Origin of the sequence: Ammoniphilus sp. YIM 78166, assembly GCF_004522215.1 — a bacterium.
Classification (GTDB): Bacteria; Bacillota; Bacilli; order Aneurinibacillales; family RAOX-1; genus YIM-78166.
This window is the reverse complement of record NZ_SDLR01000001.1, coordinates 444,821-461,385: the sequence shown is the minus strand read 5'-3', so window position 1 is coordinate 461,385 and position 16,565 is coordinate 444,821. Positions and strand designations below refer to the sequence as shown.

The window sequence follows — 16,565 nt, the reverse complement described above, 5'->3', positions numbered from 1 at the left end:
TCCCTCTCTTTTCTGTATTATTCCAAAGCGGTTTGCACCAGCGCTACAACGAGCTCAGCAGCTTTATTCAATTCTTCGATCGGCATTTTTTCATTCGTGGTATGAATTTCCTCATATCCTATAGCTAGATTCACCGTGGGAATGCCAAAACCGGCCACCACATTTGCATCACTTCCTCCACCGCTGGCCAATAAGCGGGGATGTCTACCTACCTTCTTAACTGCCGCGATCGCTTTTTGGGTGACAAGATCCCCTTCCCCAAATTTAAAGCCTGGGTACATTACGTGAACATCCACATCGATTTGGGTTTGGAATTCTTCAGCCGCTTCAGCAAAAGCTTTCTTCATCTTCTCCACTTGCGCTTCCATCTTCTCTGGAACTACACTTCGTGCCTCAGCTAGCAGATCCACACGCGGACATACGATATTGGTCGCCTGTCCACCTTCAATCCTTCCGATATTGGCTGTTGTTTCTTCATCAATACGCCCCAGAGGCATTCTCATTATCGCTCGGCTTGCCACTTGAATTGCGCTGATGCCGTCTTCTGGGTTCACGCCGGCGTGAGCAGCCTTCCCATGAACAACGGCTTTTATTTTTGCCTGAGTGGGGGCAGCTACGATGATATCGCCAACTTTTCCATTACTATCAAGAGCAAAACCATAATCAGCCTGGAGGAGGCTCCGATCAAAAGCCTTCGCTCCTACTAAGCCCGACTCCTCCCCTACGGTGATCAGCAACTGAATGGCAGCATGGGCTATTCCTTGTTCTTTCAAGGTACGGAGTCCCTCAAGGATGGCCGCAATCCCCGCTTTGTCGTCGCTTCCAAGAATGGTCGTTCCGTCGGAAACCACATAACCATCCTTCACGCTAGGTTTGATGCCCTTGCCCGGGGTAACCGTATCCATATGGCAGGTAAAATAAATCGTAGGACCTTGTACCGTGCCGGGAAGAGTAGCGATGAGATTACCTGCTCCATGTCCCGTAATAGAGGTCGTGTCGTCTTCGAAAACATCCAATCCTAACTCAGTCAATTTTATCTTGAGTACATCACAGATTTCTCGTTCGAACTTGGTTTCGCTATCAATCTGGACGAGTTCCATAAACTCTTGAAGCAATCTTTCCTGATTAATCATCTATGTATCCTCCTAGGGTATTATGATCTACTCTTTGGCTTCAACTTGTGGCTGGCAAAGCTCCAAAAGAACCCCGTTCGTGGACTTTGGATGAAGGAAGGCAACCAGGTTTCCATGTGCGCCTTCTTTAGGAACTTCATGGATAAGCTTGATCCCTTTCGATTTTAATCCGTCCAGTCGCTCAACTGCATCATCGACTTGAAGAGCAATATGATGAATGCCTTCCCCTTTTTTCTCTATAAATTGGGCAATGGGACTTTCAGGGCTGGTAGCCTCAAGGAGCTCTAGGCGAGTTTCCCCAATTTCTAGAAAAGCCACTCTTACTTTCTCACTTTCAACGGTTTCGTATCCCAATAGTTTTAACCCAATTAACTCGGTATAAAACCTGACTGATTCTTCTAGATTCCTAACAGCAATGCCAATATGTTCAATCTGCTTCGGCGGTTTCGTGGCCATCTCACATCCCCCAATCCTAATATCCATTGCACACTCTATTCTAGATCCTGAACAAAAAATCCTGCTCTTCTATGTTTCTTACTTTGGTTTACAGGCCAACCTAAAACGTACTATAATAGGATACTAGATCTAAAACTATAAAAAATAGGTGCTGCTCTCATGCCCAAATCACGTGGGATCCCTGACTTCCTTTTACTTTTTATGACCTTGGCGTTAGTTGGCTTTGGTATCCTTATGGTATTTAGCGCCAGCTACATCCTTGCCTACAATGACCCTAACTACAGTGATAGCCTTTACTTTGTTAAAAAGCAGGTCATGTGGGCCATCATAGGCTTTGTTGCCATGCTCGTTACGATGAATATTCCGTACACCTTTTATAAAAAGCACTTCCCCTTGATCCTTATTCTTTCTGTATGTTTACTATTTTTACTCCACACACCTCTAGGTGTCGTGATCAACGGGGCACGAAGCTGGATCCGAATCGGCCCGTTCTCATTCCAACCCGCCGAATTCGCTAAACTGGGGCTTATTATCTACCTGGCCGGTCTCATTGCCAAAAAAGGAGACAAGTTTCGCAGTTGGAAAAAGGGGCTTTTTCCCGCTCTTATTGTTAGCGGTACGTTTTTCATTGCCATCGCTTCGCACGATTTCGGAGGCGGGTTTATTCTGTTTATCAGTGCTCTAGCCGTTATTTTTGCGGGGGGCGCCCATCTTAAGCAGCTTGCGGCACTATGTATTCCCGTGGCAGCCGCTGGCCTGCTGCTTATATTAACAACCCCCTATCGATTAGCAAGGATTACTACCTTCCTAGACCCTTGGAATGATGGAATGAACGGACTCGGTACAGGATTTCAGCTTATTCAATCGCTTTATGCGATTGCTCATGGTTCCTTTTATGGCGTAGGCTTCGGTAAAAGCATTCAGAAGTACTTATACTTGCCTTACCCTCAGACGGACTTCATCTTTGCGGTCATGGCAGAAGAATTCGGCCTAGTTGGTTGCATGCTTTATCTCGCGTTCTTTATCCTCTTTCTGTGGCGAATTGTTCATATCACCTTGAAATGCCAAGACGTATTCGCTAAATTGATAGGAATCGGTGTAGTGAGCATGATCTCCATTCAAGCCTTTGTAAACATGGGCGGCGTAACAGGGATCATCCCGATCACGGGAGTAACCCTTCCCTTCATTAGTTATGGAGGAACGTCTCTCCTCATCTGTATGATAAGCATGGGATTGATACTGAGCATCTCCAGAGAGAATTCAAAACAAGTAGACACTAAACCGTCAGCAAAAGGAGTAGGAGGTTAACATGATTCCTAGAAAATATACTAAGATCGTAGTCTATCTCATTATCGCCACGATGCTTCTATCCACTCTCATCATGGGTGTAGGGCTGTTTTATTAAGGGCTGTGGACACCCATCAGAACAATTGAGCGTCGATTCGTATAACGAATCACGCTTTTTTTTGTTGTAGGTTAGTTCGAATACAAGCCTTTTTCGGACAGCAGAAGGCGAGAAACGACGGCTTTGGTGCCCTGATCTGAGCTTCGGTGGGGTTTGAGGGCATCAATCGGCTGCTTTGATGCGTTGATTTGGGCCTCGGCGGGGTTTCAGGGCATCATACGGCGGCTTTGATTCCCTGATTTGGGCCTCGGCCGGGTTTCAGGGCATCAAGCGGTAGCTTTGATGCCTTGATTCGGGCTTTGGCTGGGTTTCAGGGCATCAATCGGTAGCTTTGATGCCTTGATTCAGGCCTCGGCGGGGTTTCAGGGCATCATACGGCGGCTTTGATTCCCTGATTCGAGCCTCGGCTGGTTTTCAGGGCATCAATCGGCGGCTTTGATGCCTTGATTCGGGCTTTGGCTGGGTTTCAGGGCATCAAACGATGGGTTTGGTGCCCTGATTCGGGCTTCGGCTGGATTCGAAGGCATCATACGGCGGCTTTGATGCCCTGATCCGGGCCTCGGCGGGGGTTGAGGGCATCATATGGGAGATTTGATGCCCTGATTCGTGCTTCGGCGGGGGTTGAGGGCATCATACGGCAGCTTTGATGCCCTGATCCGGGCCTCGGCGGGGGTTGAGGGCATCATACGGCAGCTTTGATGCCCTGATCCGGGCTTTGGCTAGGTTTGAGGGCATCAAACCGTGGCTTTTGTGCCCTGATCCGGGCCTCGGCGGGGTTTGAGGGCATCAATCGGCTGCTTTGAAGCCCTAATCCGCGCTTCAACAAGCTATAAGGGCATCAAAAGAGCTCGAGTCTGTCCGAATCCAAGCGAAAGAGGGGCTTCTTCATCAACCTAACAGTTGAGAGAAGCCCTTCTTCTGTGATTTTAACTGTGAATTAATAGATCTTCGTTTCCGGTCCGTAGCTCTCTAACTTGCTCTTTACACTCTGCAAAAACTTCCCGCATACCAAGCCATCTAGGATCCGGTGGTCAAGGGATAGGCATAAGTTAACCATGTCGCGAATAGCGATCATGTTTTCTTCCAAGACCACAGGTCTCTTCACAATCGATTCCATGCTCAAGATAGCTGCCTGCGGTTGATTGATAATAGGAGCGGATAACACCGAACCAAAGGAACCCGTATTATTACACGTAAAGGTTCCCCCTGACATGTCGTCAATCGTAAGCTTCCCTTGGCGGCTCTTGCGAGCCAGGTCATCCACGGACTTGGCGATGCCATAGATGCTTTTCTGGTCGGCATCCTTAATGACCGGCACATACAGGGCATCGTCCGTGGCAACAGCGATAGAAATATTAATAGCCTTCTTGACTATAATCTTGTCTCCAGCCCATTGGGAATTGATAATCGGAAATTCCTTAAGCGACTCTACTACAGCCTTAATGAAGAATGGAAGGAAGGTTAGGCTAAACCCTTCTTTTTGCTTGAACTCATCTTTCAGCTGGTTGCGCAGCTTGACGAGGTTCGTAACATCGCACTCCACCATCGTCCAGGCATGGGGGGCGTCATGCTTGCTCTGTACCATACGATTGGCAATGGTACGACGAACACTCGTGACAGGGATCATTTGATCTCCATCGCTAACAGGAACATCAACCCTCGCAGGAGCTGGCGTCGTAACCGGAGCAGCCGCAACCGGAGCAGCCACTGTAGGTGCAACCTGGGGCTCAGTAGCCGGGGCCGCCAACACCGCTTCTGCCTGTTGACCACCGCTCTCCACAACCGCCAATACATCCTTGCGGGTAATGCGGCCGCCTGCACCCGTACCTTTTACCCGAGACAAATCAATTTGATGTTCTTGAGCTAACTTCAAAACGGCTGGGGAGTAGCGCTGGTTCATCGCTGCACCCTCAGGCGAATCGACGGCCGCTCTCGCTTCAACAGCGTCGACCTTAGATGCAGCTTCTGCCGTCGCAACAGACGCCGCTCCTTCCCCCTCCCCTGCGATATAACAAATCAACGTGCCAACCGCTACCGTTTCCCCTTCGGGGATTACAATATCCGTGATCGTCCCGCTTAAGGTAGAAGGAACCTCGGCATTGACTTTATCGGTGTTAACTTCGCAAATCGGATCATATTTCTTCACCTTATCCCCAATTTTAACAAGCCATTTGGAGATGGTGCCTTCGGTTACACTCTCTCCTAGCTGGGGCATCAATACTTGATCTGGCATAAGAACCTCCTCAACAATTAGAATTCAGCTAATTCTTTCATGGCTTGATATACCTTATCCGGGTTTAGCATGAAAAACTTTTCCATGGGTGGGCTATAAGGCATCGCAGGTACATCCGGACCACAAAGACGCTTGATTGGCGCATCTAATTCAAATAGGCATTCCTCAGCGATAATAGCCGAGACTTCTGCCCCTACTCCACCTTCTTTGTTGTCTTCATGAATGACTAGCACTTTCCCTGTTTTTCGAGCCGCTTCCACAATCGCTTCCTTATCTAATGGATAGAGGGTTCGTAAATCTAATATATGAGCGCTATAACCATCTGCAGCTAGTTTTTCCGCTGCCTGAAGAGCGAAGTGAAGGGTGAGGCCATAGGAAATCACCGTGATATCTTCCCCTTCTCGCTTCACATCCGCTTTTCCGATTGGCACGGTATAATCTGTTTCTGGAACTTCACCCTTGATTAAGCGGTAGCATCTCTTATGTTCAAAGAAAAGGACAGGATCGTCATCACGAATAGCTGCTTTAAGCAAACCCTTTACATCATAAGGGGTCGAAGGCGCCACGACCTTAAGACCTGGTGTATTGCAGAACATCGCTTCTACACTTTGGGAATGATAAAGCGCACCGTGTACTCCACCGCCATAGGGGGCACGAACGACGAGGGGACAATTCCAGTCCGCATTGGAACGATATCTGATCTTGGCCGCTTCGCTTACAATCTGATTGACGGCAGGCATGATAAAATCGGCAAATTGCATTTCTGCTACCGGCCGCATACCGTAGGCTGCTGCCCCGATAGCCACTCCCGCAATAGCGGATTCAGCCAACGGAGTATCAATGACCCGCTGTTCCCCGAATTCTTCATATAAGCCCTGAGTCGCCCGGAACACGCCGCCTCGAACTCCCACGTCTTCTCCGAGCACAAACACTCTTTTATCCCTTTGCATTTCCTCTCGAAGCGCTTGGGTAACCGCATCAATATATGAAATGATTGGCATGTGATCTCCTCCTATTCCCCGTAAACGTGTTTTAGCGTGCTCTCTGGCGTAGGATATGGCGCATTCTCCGCATATTCCGTTCCTTCATCTACTTCTAAAGCTACTCGGTCATGAATGTCATTTTCCATCGCTTCATCCATTACCCCTGTTTCTCTTAAGTAGCGTTGGAAAACCAGAATGGGATCCCTTCTCTTCGCTTCTTCTACTTCTTCACGAGAACGGTAAGCACGGTCATCATCGTCACTCGAATGAGGCACAAGACGATACGTGACAGCCTCAATCAACGTGGGCCCTTCTCCTCTTCTCGCTCGATCGACGGCTTCTTTCGTTGCTCTGTAGACCTCTAACGGATCGTTACCATCTACACTAACACCTGGGAACCCATAGCCAACTGCGCGATCGGCAATACTATTGCAAGCCACTTGTTTGGAGATCGGAACAGAAATAGCATATTTATTATTTTCACAGAAGAAAACAACGGGGAGCTTATGAACCCCTGCAAAGTTCGCCCCTTCATGGAAATCACCCTGATTGCTGGATCCCTCGCCAAAGGAAGTAAACACAACGAGATCCTTCCCTTCCATGCGTCCAGCTAAAGCAATTCCTACCGCATGAGGAACTTGCGTGGTAACTGGGCTTGAGCCGGTCATAATTCGATATTTTTTCCCGCCAAAATGTCCAGGCATCTGACGGCCGCCGCTATTTGGATCTTCCGCTTTAGCAAAAGCGGAGAGCATCAACTCTCTTGCCGTCATCCCAAATACCGTCACTACACCCATGTCACGGTAGTAAGGACAAAGAAAGTCACGAGTATTGTCAAAAGCAAAAGCTGCACCAACCTGAGCGGCTTCTTGACCTTGACACGAAATAACAAAAGGTATTTTTCCCGCACGGTTTAATAGCCACATACGTTCATCAACTTTGCGAGATAATAACATGTAATAGTACATATCGAGTACCTGTTGATTGGTCAATCCTAATGCCTGATGCCTATTTTGAGACATACGTTTATTCCCCCTTTGCTGGTTTACGCTCATTTACGAGTGGATGGCTTTCCCGTATACAGCCAAGGCTGCTTCTCCCATAATCTCTGATAAAGACGGATGAGGATGAATGGTGTGGCTAATTTCCCATGGAGTGGCATTCAATACGGTGGCTAATGCTCCCTCCGCAATTAGATCTGATACATGAGGGCCAATCATGTGTACGCCTAGCAAATCATCCGTTTTTTCGTCAGCAATCAGCTTGACGAATCCGTCAGAGTCACCGTGAATCAACGCTTTGCCAATGGCGCGGAAATGGAACACACCTGTTTTTACTTGGAAACCTTTTTGTTTTGCTTCCTCTTCCGTCAAGCCAACGTTAGCCACCTCAGGGCGACTGTAGGTTACTTTAGGCACTTTCGTATAATCCAGCGGATGAGGTGAAAGACCCGCCATATGCTCGACCGCTAAAATACCTTCATGGGAAGCGACATGGGCCAGCTGTAAACCCCCGATTACATCCCCAATAGCATAGATATGAGCTTCTGCCGTCTGAAAATGAGCATTAACCTGAATCACACCGCGATCCACTTTGACATCCGTATTATCTAGACCGATATGCTCCACATTCGCCATGCGACCAACCGAGACCAGGAGCTTTTCTGCTTGAACCTCAATCAGCTCGCCTTTCTTTTCGGCTTTAATCGATATTTTGCCATTATCCTTTACCAATGTTTCCGGTAATACCTTCGCCCCCGTATGCACGCTAATTTTGCGTTTTTTCAGCAAGCGGCTCATTTCTTTACTGATTTCTGCATCTTCCAAGGGAAGAATCCGATCAGCAAACTCTATTATCTGTACTTGAACACCTAAATCATGAAGCATTGAAGCCCACTCGATTCCAATGACTCCTCCGCCAACAATAACGATAGACTCAGGCAGTTTCGCTAGCTTCAATGCTTCATCGCTCGTCAAGATATAGTCTCCATCTATCTCCAGACCTGGCAGCGTCCGTGGTCTAGAGCCCGTTGCGACCAGTAGGTTTTTAGGGACGAGAATTTCGGAGTCTCCATCTTCTTTGGTAACGGCGACTGCACCTGCTTGAGGAGAGAAAATAGAAGGACCCATAATACGTCCTTCCCCATGGAACACCTCGATCTTCCCTTTTTTCATTAATTGCTGAACACCCCGATGCAGTTGGTCTACGATTTTCTGCTTTCGCTCTTGCATCTTGGCAAAGTTGACTTTTATCTCCGAGACCTCAATCCCAAATTCTTCACCTTGGGTCATGGTATGATAGACTTCAGCCGATCGAAGCAGGGCCTTGCTTGGGATGCACCCGCGATGCAAGCAAGTACCTCCAAGCTTATCTCTCTCCACAACAGCCACCCTCATCCCTAACTGAGTGGCCCGAATGGCGGCTACATAACCGCCGGTACCCCCGCCTAAAACAACTAAATCATATTCATTGGACGACATTGCTATTGACACCTCGTTTCACTATATTCATGCGCTGGATAGAACTTCGCCTCTTCTTCCCCTCGAAGTACACGCAATCCGCCTTCCGCTAAGGCCTGAAGCTCATTTTCTCCTGGAAACACTTGAACAGGAGCAATCCAGGAAACTCGTTCGGTGATCCACTGAACAAAAGACTTTCCATAGGTCAACCCGCCCGTCAAGATAATCACTTCCACCCGCCCGGCTAAGGCACTCGCCGCTGCTCCTATTTCCTTTGCTACTTGATAGGCCATCCCCTGAAAGATAAGCTTAGCCTGCTGATCTCCGGCATCTACCCTCTCCTCAACCTTACGAGCGTCATTAGTTCCTAGATAAGCAACAAGTCCTCCTTGGCCTACCAGCCACCTTTCGATTTCTTGTTGGCTGTAATCACCAGAAAAACAAAGTTTTACCAACTGTCCTGCAGGCAAGGTTCCTGCACGCTCAGGTGAAAAAGGTCCTTCTCCTGCGAGGGCATTATTGACATCGATCACACGCCCATTACGATGTGCTCCTATGGAGATACCGCCCCCCATATGAGCCACAATAGCATGGAGCTCTTCATATTTTTTGCCGAGCTGAACGGCGACTCGTCTGGCAACCGCTTTTTGATTTAAGGCATGGAAAATGCTTTTTCTTTCCATCCGTGGATGACCGGACAAGCGGGCCACATCATCCATTTCATCCACAACCACGGGATCCACGATAAAAGCGGGGATATGAAGCTGCTCAGCAATCTCGTAGGAGATCAGTGCTCCGAGATTCGACGCATGTTCTCCGTAGCGTGCTGAACGAAGATCTTCGAGCATCGGCTCGTTGACGAGATAAGTTCCCCCAGAAATGGGCCGCAGGACCCCGCCTCTTCCTACGACGCCGTTGATCTTTGTAATGTTAATGCCCTTCTCGTGCAGCGCCTCTAAAATTACTTGCTTGCGGAACGAGAATTGATCGATCACTCTCGGAAATGTGGTCAGTAACTCCGTGTCATGCCGTAAGGTTTCTTCCAGGATACATTTCTCGTTATCGTAGATCCCAATCTTCGTGGAAGTAGAGCCAGGATTAATGACAAGCAGTCGTAGGATATGACGCATGGTATAATTCTTCAACTCCTCTTATCAGCGCAGACGGTTTAACAGATGTCGTTCATTTCTTAAAAAGGTGCTGCGGGACCGTTTTACGGATTCGATTCTTTCTTCCGCTAGCCGATCTGCTGCCACATAGGTAGGTATTCCATCTCTCTTGGCGATCTCAAAAACTTTCAAAATATTGTCATAGATGGTATCTACCTTCTTGAGTGCACGCTCGCGATTGTACCCTAACAACTCATCCGCAACATTAATGAGACCGCCAGCATTGATGACGTAGTCCGGGGCGTACACTAGACCCATCTCCGTAATGAGGTCTCCATGCCGTTCTTCCTTCAGTTGGTTGTTCGCCGCACCAGCAATCACTCTCGCTTTAAGCTGCGGAATCGTATTATCATTGATCACAGCTCCCAATGCACAAGGGGAGAAGATATCACAATCTACTGCATAGATATCTTGAACATTGACAGCTTGGGCTCCAAATTCCTGAATGGCGCGATTGACGTTTTCCTGGTTGATGTCCGTTACGATTAACTTTGCGCCTTCTTCGTGAAGATAACGGCATAAGCTAAATGCCACATTCCCCACCCCTTGGACTGCTACCCTTTTGCCAGCTAAGCTGTCTGAGCCAAAGGCTTCTAGCGCCGCGGCCTTCATCCCGCGATAAACTCCATAGGCAGTGACCGGTGACGGATTCCCGCTGCTGCCAAAGGCTGGTGACACTCCTGTTACAAACTCCGTTTCTTGGTGAATCAAGTCCATGTCGGCAACCGTCGTTCCTACATCTTCTGCCGTAATATAGCGCCCATTAAGCCCTTGAATATACCGTCCAAAGGCACGAAACATTTCTTCATTTTTATCTGTTCTCGGATCCCCAATAATAACCGTTTTTCCACCGCCAAGATTTAAGCCTGCAGCCGCTGCCTTATAGGTCATCCCACGTGCTAATCGTAGAGCATCAATAACGGCTTCTTCTTCACTGGCATAGGTCCACATGCGAGTACCGCCTAGAGCTGGCCCTAGGGTCGTGTCGTGAATAGCGATAATCGCTTTTAATCCTGAGTTTCGATCTTGACAGAAAACCACTTGTTCATAATCGTACTTTTCCATATACTCAAAAATCATTGGAGTGTTTCCCCCTCATGCTTGAATCATCCTTTTCATGATTCCTTGGTTAAAGTTCTGATAAGCGACCACGCAAGCTAATGCAATCGAATATAGCTTTGATTCATGGGTATCTGTACGTGAAGTAAGAACTACCGGTGCCTTAGCTCCAGCGATCAGGCCACCAACCCTTGCACCAGCAAAATAAACCATTGATTTGTATAGTATATTACCCGATTCAATATTCGGGACAAGAAGCAAGTCAGCATTACCCGCTACTTTTCCGCCTACCCCTTTATGCTCGGCTGCCTCCAAAGATATAGCGATATCTAAGCCGAGCGGCCCATCAATGTCTACATCCTTGATTTGCCCCCGTTCGGACATTTTACTGAGCAAAGCAGCATCCACCGTTGCTGACATGTCGGTATTAATCGTTTCGACGGCCGCAACGCAGGCTACCTTAGGTCTTTGTACCCCTAAGGCTCGGCAAATAACAGCCGCATTTTCAATGATCTGTATTTTATTTTCTAATGTAGGTGCTATGTTCATCGCCGCATCCGTCAAAAATAATAATCGGTCATAGCGAGGCATATCGAACACCGCTACATGACTTAACACTTTACCGGAGCGCAAGCCGACGTCCTTATCCAGTACGGCCTTCAGCACGTCTTTAGTCGAGACCATTCCTTTCATTACGACATCCGCATCTCCCTTATTAACAGAGGCAACTGCCTCCCTACACGCCCGGATCGGATCTCTTATATTTACTACTTCGGTGCCATTTAATGATATTCTTTCTCTCTCTGCAAGATCTCGAATTCGCTCCTTATTGCCAAATAATACAAACTGGGCAATGTCTTCTTTTACTGCTGCAGCAACAGATTCTAGAACCTCAGCATCCTCTGCTACGGCAACGGAAACACGAAGACAAGGAGACTCTTTGGCCATCTGAAGGATATCAGAAAAATTTTTCATAGGCTTCCCCTTTATGTTAAGATCATCAAAATTAGTCAATATATTGATTAGCTTGCACCAAAGGGAAGGCACCTATGTAATAAGCAAAAGGCGTGCCAGCTCTCACAGGAAGCGCTTCCAACTGTATCATCAGGTTTCTTCACCTTCAGCCTGCAAAAACATGCAAAAAGCCTGCAAAAAATTGCAGGCAATCATTTACATACTCTAAACGAGTTCATATTTTTCTAGCTTGTAATATAAGCTTCGAATGGAAAGACCTAATCGTTTAGCTGTTTCTGTTTTGTTTCTACCACTTTCCTCATACGTTTTTTGGATTACACTTCTCTCTACAGTATCTAAGATATCCGAGAGCTTCTGTGTCCCTGTAGGTCCTACCGGATGGGCAACCGTTAAGGAGTTTGGAAGTTCTTCCACTCCCCTTCCCACCGTTAGTTCCGGAAGATGGCGAGCCTCAATTTGCACCTCGCTAAACCTCATATTAATGATAGACCTTCCTAGTACATTTTCTAACTCTCGAACATTGCCAGGCCAATTATAGTCTTGAAGCCTCTGAACTGCATGGGGATGCAGACCCGTAACGGCTCGACCATACTCTTGGTTAAATTTGCGGATAAGATGAAGAGATAAGGGCAAGATGTCTTCTTTTCTGTATCGAAGCGGTGGTATGATAATCGGCATCATATTGAGCCTGTAATATAAATCTTCGCGGAATTTCCCTAACTGAATGGCTTTTTCTATATTCACGTGCGTAGCGGCTATAATACGAACATCGACGGAGATGGACTTGGTACCACCCACTCTAATGATCTCCTTTTCCTGGAGCACTCGAAGTAATTTCGCTTGGGTATTTAACGACATTTCTCCAATTTCGTCGAGAAAAATGGTTCCGCCGCTTGCTTCTTCAAACAGCCCACGCTTTCCCCCTTTTTTTGCCCCTGTAAAAGCCCCTTCTTCATAGCCAAATAATTCACTTTCCAGGAGTTGGTCGGAAATGGCTGCACAATTTACCCGGATAAACTGGTTATATTTACGGTTGCTTTCATTGTGAATGGCATGGGCAAACAGTTCCTTCCCCGTACCCGACTCTCCTCGTAACAGCACGGTTGCCGGAGTGGAAGCAGCTTTTTGAGCTTGTTCAACGGCCAGAAGCATGGAGTCACTTAAGCCAATAATGTCCTCAAAGGTGTACTTGGCTTCTAGCGTTCGGATGATCCGCTTAGCCTTTTCTAATTCCTCCGCTAGCCTCTTAAACTCCGTAACATCATGAATAACCCCGACACTTCCTTTTAGTTGCCCGTCTACAATGACAGGGGCAACGTTAACCAGCACATCCTTCTTTTTGGGCCCCACCTTCATATGAACCCCTCTTACTGGTTTACGCGTATGAAGGACTTTTAAGTGCATGCTTTCTCCTTCAGAAATATCCACATCTGCAGGCTTACCCAAGATGTCACCTGATGATAGACCGGTCAATCGACTATACGCCGGATTAATCAGCATGCCATACCCTCTTGCATCCACAACAGAAATCGCATCTTCTGATGAGTTAATGACAGCCTCTAGAAAGGTCTGAACTCCTTTCAGGTCCGTAATTTCTTCAGCAAGAGTAATGACATCTGTAATATCGCGAAACACAGCCACCGCTCCCATGATTTTTCCGGTATGGTCATAAACAGGTACCCGGTTCGTAATGATTCGCTTGTGATTGTGAAGAACTTGTTCCCGATTCAGCTCTGGTTCACCAGATTTTAAGATGATATCAAGCCGAGTATTCGGAATCGAATCTTTGGCATTAGTGCCCAATACCTCCGCACACTTCAGTTCCGTTATCCGTTCAGCGGAACGGTTGAATAGAGTGATGATTCCTTCCGCATTCACGGCAATGATCGCATCGTGAGTCGAATCCAAGAAAGTGTTTAGCTCTTTACTTTTATACTCTAGCTCGCGAATTAAGCTTTCCCTCTGGTCTATTAATACCATCATAATGTTGACGACAGTCCCCGGGATTAGGATCGTACTGGAATCTTTCACCCGTTGCAAATCTTCATAAACTCCTGGATCTCCTGTTGTTTCGACGATCACATCAATGGTCTGACTTGCGATTTCCATAATGGACCTTCCGACTGGAATGTTCTTCTCCTTAGCTAGAAGCAGCCCCGGTGCAGCTGGATTCGCATCGATAACGGAGACAATAGAGATCCAGTCCAGGGATATGAGCGCTTTCATTAATGCCGTGCCTGCCTGTCCCGCACCTACGATTAAAATTCTTTTCGTCATGAGCCCTCCGTCTCCTTCAAAGTTCCCTTATTATTAGCATAGGCTGAATGTGAATAAATTTCAACTCTGTGGACAAGCAGACTTTTTTTCATTATCATAGTAGAAGATCACTCATCTAGAGGGCGGTGAAAAAATGTTATTAGCTCAACGATTGTTAGCCGTTCTTATTATTGCTATTCCTGGGCTGCTCTCCGCTTACGGTTGGAACATCATGCGCGATGCCCTTTTTTATAGCTTTGCTAGCACCGATACTCCTTTCCCTACCCTAAAATTTATAGCGGGACTATTTCTTTTTCTCCTAGGTATTGCCTTTATTGCCGGTTGGTTTGTTCATCGGGACAAGAAAAAGAAACAAGCATAATGAAAAAGAACCTGGACTATCCAGGTTCTTTTTCATGACTGCGCCCCCACATGTCCAGCCAATTGAGAAAGGGGGTATTTTTAATTAGGATAGATAGGGAGTGTTTTTCAGCGTACAGATGGATGAATGCTGATAAACAGAGGACACTCCACTTCAATACGGTCGGACTGGCGAAGACAATCCAGCAGCCGAGTAGCAAGCCCAGACTGTTGGAGCCTGTGTCCCCCAGCATCGAACTTGCCCGCAAATCGTCACGGAGAAGGAATAGAGCTGCCACTATGGTAGGCAACCACAGTGCTACCGGTAATTGAAGACCGGTAAGGAGAAGCAAAAGGAGGAACATCAGAAGAAAGCCTTTGATTGCACGACCTGGTCTTAGATCCAGCAGATTAACCAGATTGGTCAGGAGAAGCAACTGAAACAAGTGAAGAAAGAATTCAAGTGCTGAGGAAGAATAGAGGATGCTTACCCCTGTACCCAGTACACACGCTGCCATCACCTTTACAATTCCTGTGCTAATCCTTCCTTCCTTCCACCACAAAAGAAAGTGGCCTCTTAGCCCCTTCGCCTCCAAACCTCCTAATCGGTCATCCCGCCAGCCTGCATAAGCCATTCCCCAAACCACGAGGGTCTGGACCATCCACATGCGAAGATAAGGAGAAGTCAAAGTACCTGGCCAGATGAAAAATTGGCTCATTGGAATGAGCCAGCCGACCCCCACTGGAATGGGTTTCCCTTGAAAGTTTGGCTTATACATTTCCCTTCTCCACAGGAATCGAAGGAGACGGGGATAAAGCCAAGTCAGCGCCAACCATGTCGCTACTCCTCCAGTTGCTAGGGTTATCGCTATGGTACTGACCATTTTTTCTTCAGCATCCTTCCCACATCGACCATTTGTCTCCCGCGATGGATAAACCCTGCCAGGTCCCTTCCTGATTCCCGATGGGAAAAAGAAATGGGCGTTTCTACGATTCGTAAGCCTGCCCGAAGCACGTCAATGGTCATGCCTACCTCAATTCCAAAGCGAACATTCCATTGCTGAACGGCATCCGCTGCCTGCCTAGTCAACGCTCTTTGACCCGAGAGGGGTGAAACCGGTTGAAAGCCTGTCAGCTTCTTAATCCCTGTTCGGGCTAAGCCTTTCACTAAACCAAAACCTGATTTTTTTTGAGCTGGAGGAAAAATGGCGATACTCATATCGGCTGACCCCAGCTGTACAGGTTGGATAAGCTCATAAGCTAAGCTAGCGGTCTGTCCCAGATCACTATCTAGGAATACGAGAATCTCGCCTTTGGCCGCCTGATAGCCCTGTTTCATTGCTTCTCCCTTCCCACAGTTGCCTGGCAAGGCTATCACGTGGTCCGCAAGCTCTCTGGCTATTCGGTAAGTGCCATCTTGACTTCCATCATCCACAACAATGATTTCCCTAATATCGCTAACCTTCCTTAAACTCTCGAGTGTGTGCGGCAATGTCCGCTCTTCGTTAAAGGCTGGGAGAATGGCACTAATACTCATGGTAGTTCTCCTTGTAAACGTGCTGGATCTTTCTTAATAATTCCCATTGCTCAGAAGGCGCCAGCCGAGGCTGATCTAAGGGCAACCTAAAATTTTCTTCTACCTCTGCAAACCATGGAGGATAGGGTTCGCCAATGAAGATGATCGGAAGTGATTGTGCCGGTTTGTCGGTTCCCACATGTATCACTTCTAACCCTGCGGATTCTAAAAGGTTAGTAATAACGTGCTCTTCATCCTTTTTCTGTGCCCATATCCCTACCCTTTTTCCTTCTAGCATGGCAAGATATCCTGTACTTACGAGAGCACTAAATTCCTGATTGGATTGTTCTATCCGATCACTTAGATCTTGAATCTGCTCCTGCAAGTCTTTATTACTTTTCACCGCCTGATCATACTTTCCTTCGAGACTCAGAAGCAACGTTTGTTGCTTTTCATTGATCCAGTTTTGCCCAATGCTCCCGCCCAATATAATCCCTAACCCCAGTGATAAAAAGACGGCAGAGATGCTTATGATATGATAGCGAAGCGTGATCATGTTTC

The 16,565-nt window shown here is 47.3% G+C and carries 16 protein-coding genes; 3 read left to right on the top strand and 13 right to left on the bottom strand.

Annotated features, from left to right (window positions below; genetic code table 11):
• Positions 1-17: 17 nt before the first annotated feature.
• Both EIZ58_RS02185 and mce read right to left on the bottom strand, forming a co-directional pair.
• Complete coding sequence (locus EIZ58_RS02185; protein ID WP_134698878.1) at positions 18-1,133, bottom strand: M20/M25/M40 family metallo-hydrolase; 1,116 nt, start codon at positions 1,131-1,133, stop codon at positions 18-20.
• Positions 1,134-1,160: 27 nt separating this feature from the next.
• On the bottom strand, positions 1,161-1,589 hold the full coding sequence (gene mce, locus EIZ58_RS02180) for a methylmalonyl-CoA epimerase (RefSeq protein WP_134698877.1): 429 nt from the start codon (positions 1,587-1,589) through the stop codon (positions 1,161-1,163).
• A 159-nt stretch (positions 1,590-1,748) separates the two neighbouring features.
• On the opposite strand from mce, the gene ftsW reads away from it, so the two are divergent.
• Positions 1,749-2,897 (top strand): putative lipid II flippase FtsW, encoded by a 1,149-nt coding sequence (gene ftsW / locus EIZ58_RS02175; protein WP_134698876.1) that lies wholly within the window; start codon positions 1,749-1,751, stop codon positions 2,895-2,897.
• 1 nt (position 2,898) lies between these two features.
• A complete protein-coding gene (gene prli42 / locus EIZ58_RS33015) occupies positions 2,899-2,994 on the top strand; it encodes a stressosome-associated protein Prli42 (protein WP_167577443.1) in 96 nt (31 codons plus the stop codon).
• Positions 2,995-3,931: 937 nt separating this feature from the next.
• Here the strand turns inward: prli42 and EIZ58_RS02170 are convergent.
• From EIZ58_RS02170 to EIZ58_RS02135, 8 genes are all read right to left on the bottom strand, one after another.
• Positions 3,932-5,227: a dihydrolipoamide acetyltransferase family protein gene (locus EIZ58_RS02170; RefSeq protein ID WP_134698875.1), complete on the bottom strand. Its 1,296-nt coding sequence runs from the start codon at positions 5,225-5,227 to the stop codon at positions 3,932-3,934.
• Positions 5,228-5,244: 17 nt separating this feature from the next.
• A complete protein-coding gene (locus EIZ58_RS02165) occupies positions 5,245-6,228 on the bottom strand; it encodes an alpha-ketoacid dehydrogenase subunit beta (protein ID WP_134698874.1) in 984 nt (327 codons plus the stop codon).
• A gap of 11 nt (positions 6,229-6,239) precedes the next feature.
• Positions 6,240-7,232 (bottom strand): thiamine pyrophosphate-dependent dehydrogenase E1 component subunit alpha, encoded by a 993-nt coding sequence (locus tag EIZ58_RS02160; protein ID WP_134698873.1) that lies wholly within the window; start codon positions 7,230-7,232, stop codon positions 6,240-6,242.
• Between the two features lie 33 nt (positions 7,233-7,265).
• Positions 7,266-8,690 carry a dihydrolipoyl dehydrogenase gene (lpdA, locus tag EIZ58_RS02155; protein ID WP_134698872.1) on the bottom strand — a complete coding sequence of 475 codons (1,425 nt, stop codon included), beginning with the start codon at positions 8,688-8,690 and terminating at the stop codon, positions 7,266-7,268.
• Positions 8,691-8,692: 2 nt separating this feature from the next.
• Positions 8,693-9,799, bottom strand: a complete 1,107-nt coding sequence (buk, locus tag EIZ58_RS02150) for a butyrate kinase (protein ID WP_134698871.1) — start codon at positions 9,797-9,799, stop codon at positions 8,693-8,695.
• A 24-nt stretch (positions 9,800-9,823) separates the two neighbouring features.
• Positions 9,824-10,918: a Leu/Phe/Val dehydrogenase gene (locus EIZ58_RS02145; RefSeq protein WP_134698870.1), complete on the bottom strand. Its 1,095-nt coding sequence runs from the start codon at positions 10,916-10,918 to the stop codon at positions 9,824-9,826.
• Between the two features lie 15 nt (positions 10,919-10,933).
• Positions 10,934-11,872, bottom strand: coding sequence for a phosphate butyryltransferase (ptb, locus tag EIZ58_RS02140; RefSeq protein ID WP_134698869.1), 939 nt, complete (start codon positions 11,870-11,872; stop codon positions 10,934-10,936).
• 204 nt (positions 11,873-12,076) lie between these two features.
• Positions 12,077-14,149 carry a sigma 54-interacting transcriptional regulator gene (locus EIZ58_RS02135; protein WP_134698868.1) on the bottom strand — a complete coding sequence of 691 codons (2,073 nt, stop codon included), beginning with the start codon at positions 14,147-14,149 and terminating at the stop codon, positions 12,077-12,079.
• Between the two features lie 133 nt (positions 14,150-14,282).
• On the opposite strand from EIZ58_RS02135, the gene EIZ58_RS02130 reads away from it, so the two are divergent.
• Entirely contained in the window at positions 14,283-14,510 is a 228-nt protein-coding gene (locus EIZ58_RS02130; RefSeq protein WP_134698867.1) for a DUF2627 family protein, read from the top strand.
• A gap of 16 nt (positions 14,511-14,526) precedes the next feature.
• On the opposite strand, the gene EIZ58_RS02125 is transcribed toward EIZ58_RS02130, so the two are convergent.
• Genes EIZ58_RS02125 through EIZ58_RS02115 form a run of 3 tightly spaced genes read right to left on the bottom strand, consistent with a single transcriptional unit; the run spans position 14,527 to position 16,560 of the window.
• Positions 14,527-15,372 carry a hypothetical protein gene (locus tag EIZ58_RS02125; RefSeq protein WP_134698866.1) on the bottom strand — a complete coding sequence of 282 codons (846 nt, stop codon included), beginning with the start codon at positions 15,370-15,372 and terminating at the stop codon, positions 14,527-14,529.
• Positions 15,357-16,025, bottom strand: a complete 669-nt coding sequence (locus tag EIZ58_RS02120; RefSeq protein ID WP_134698865.1) for a glycosyltransferase family 2 protein — start codon at positions 16,023-16,025, stop codon at positions 15,357-15,359. Before EIZ58_RS02120 ends, EIZ58_RS02125 begins: the two co-directional genes overlap by 16 nt.
• A complete protein-coding gene (locus EIZ58_RS02115) occupies positions 16,015-16,560 on the bottom strand; it encodes a copper transporter (RefSeq protein WP_134698864.1) in 546 nt (181 codons plus the stop codon). Before EIZ58_RS02115 ends, EIZ58_RS02120 begins: the two co-directional genes overlap by 11 nt.
• Between the last annotated feature and the right edge of the window lie 5 nt (positions 16,561-16,565).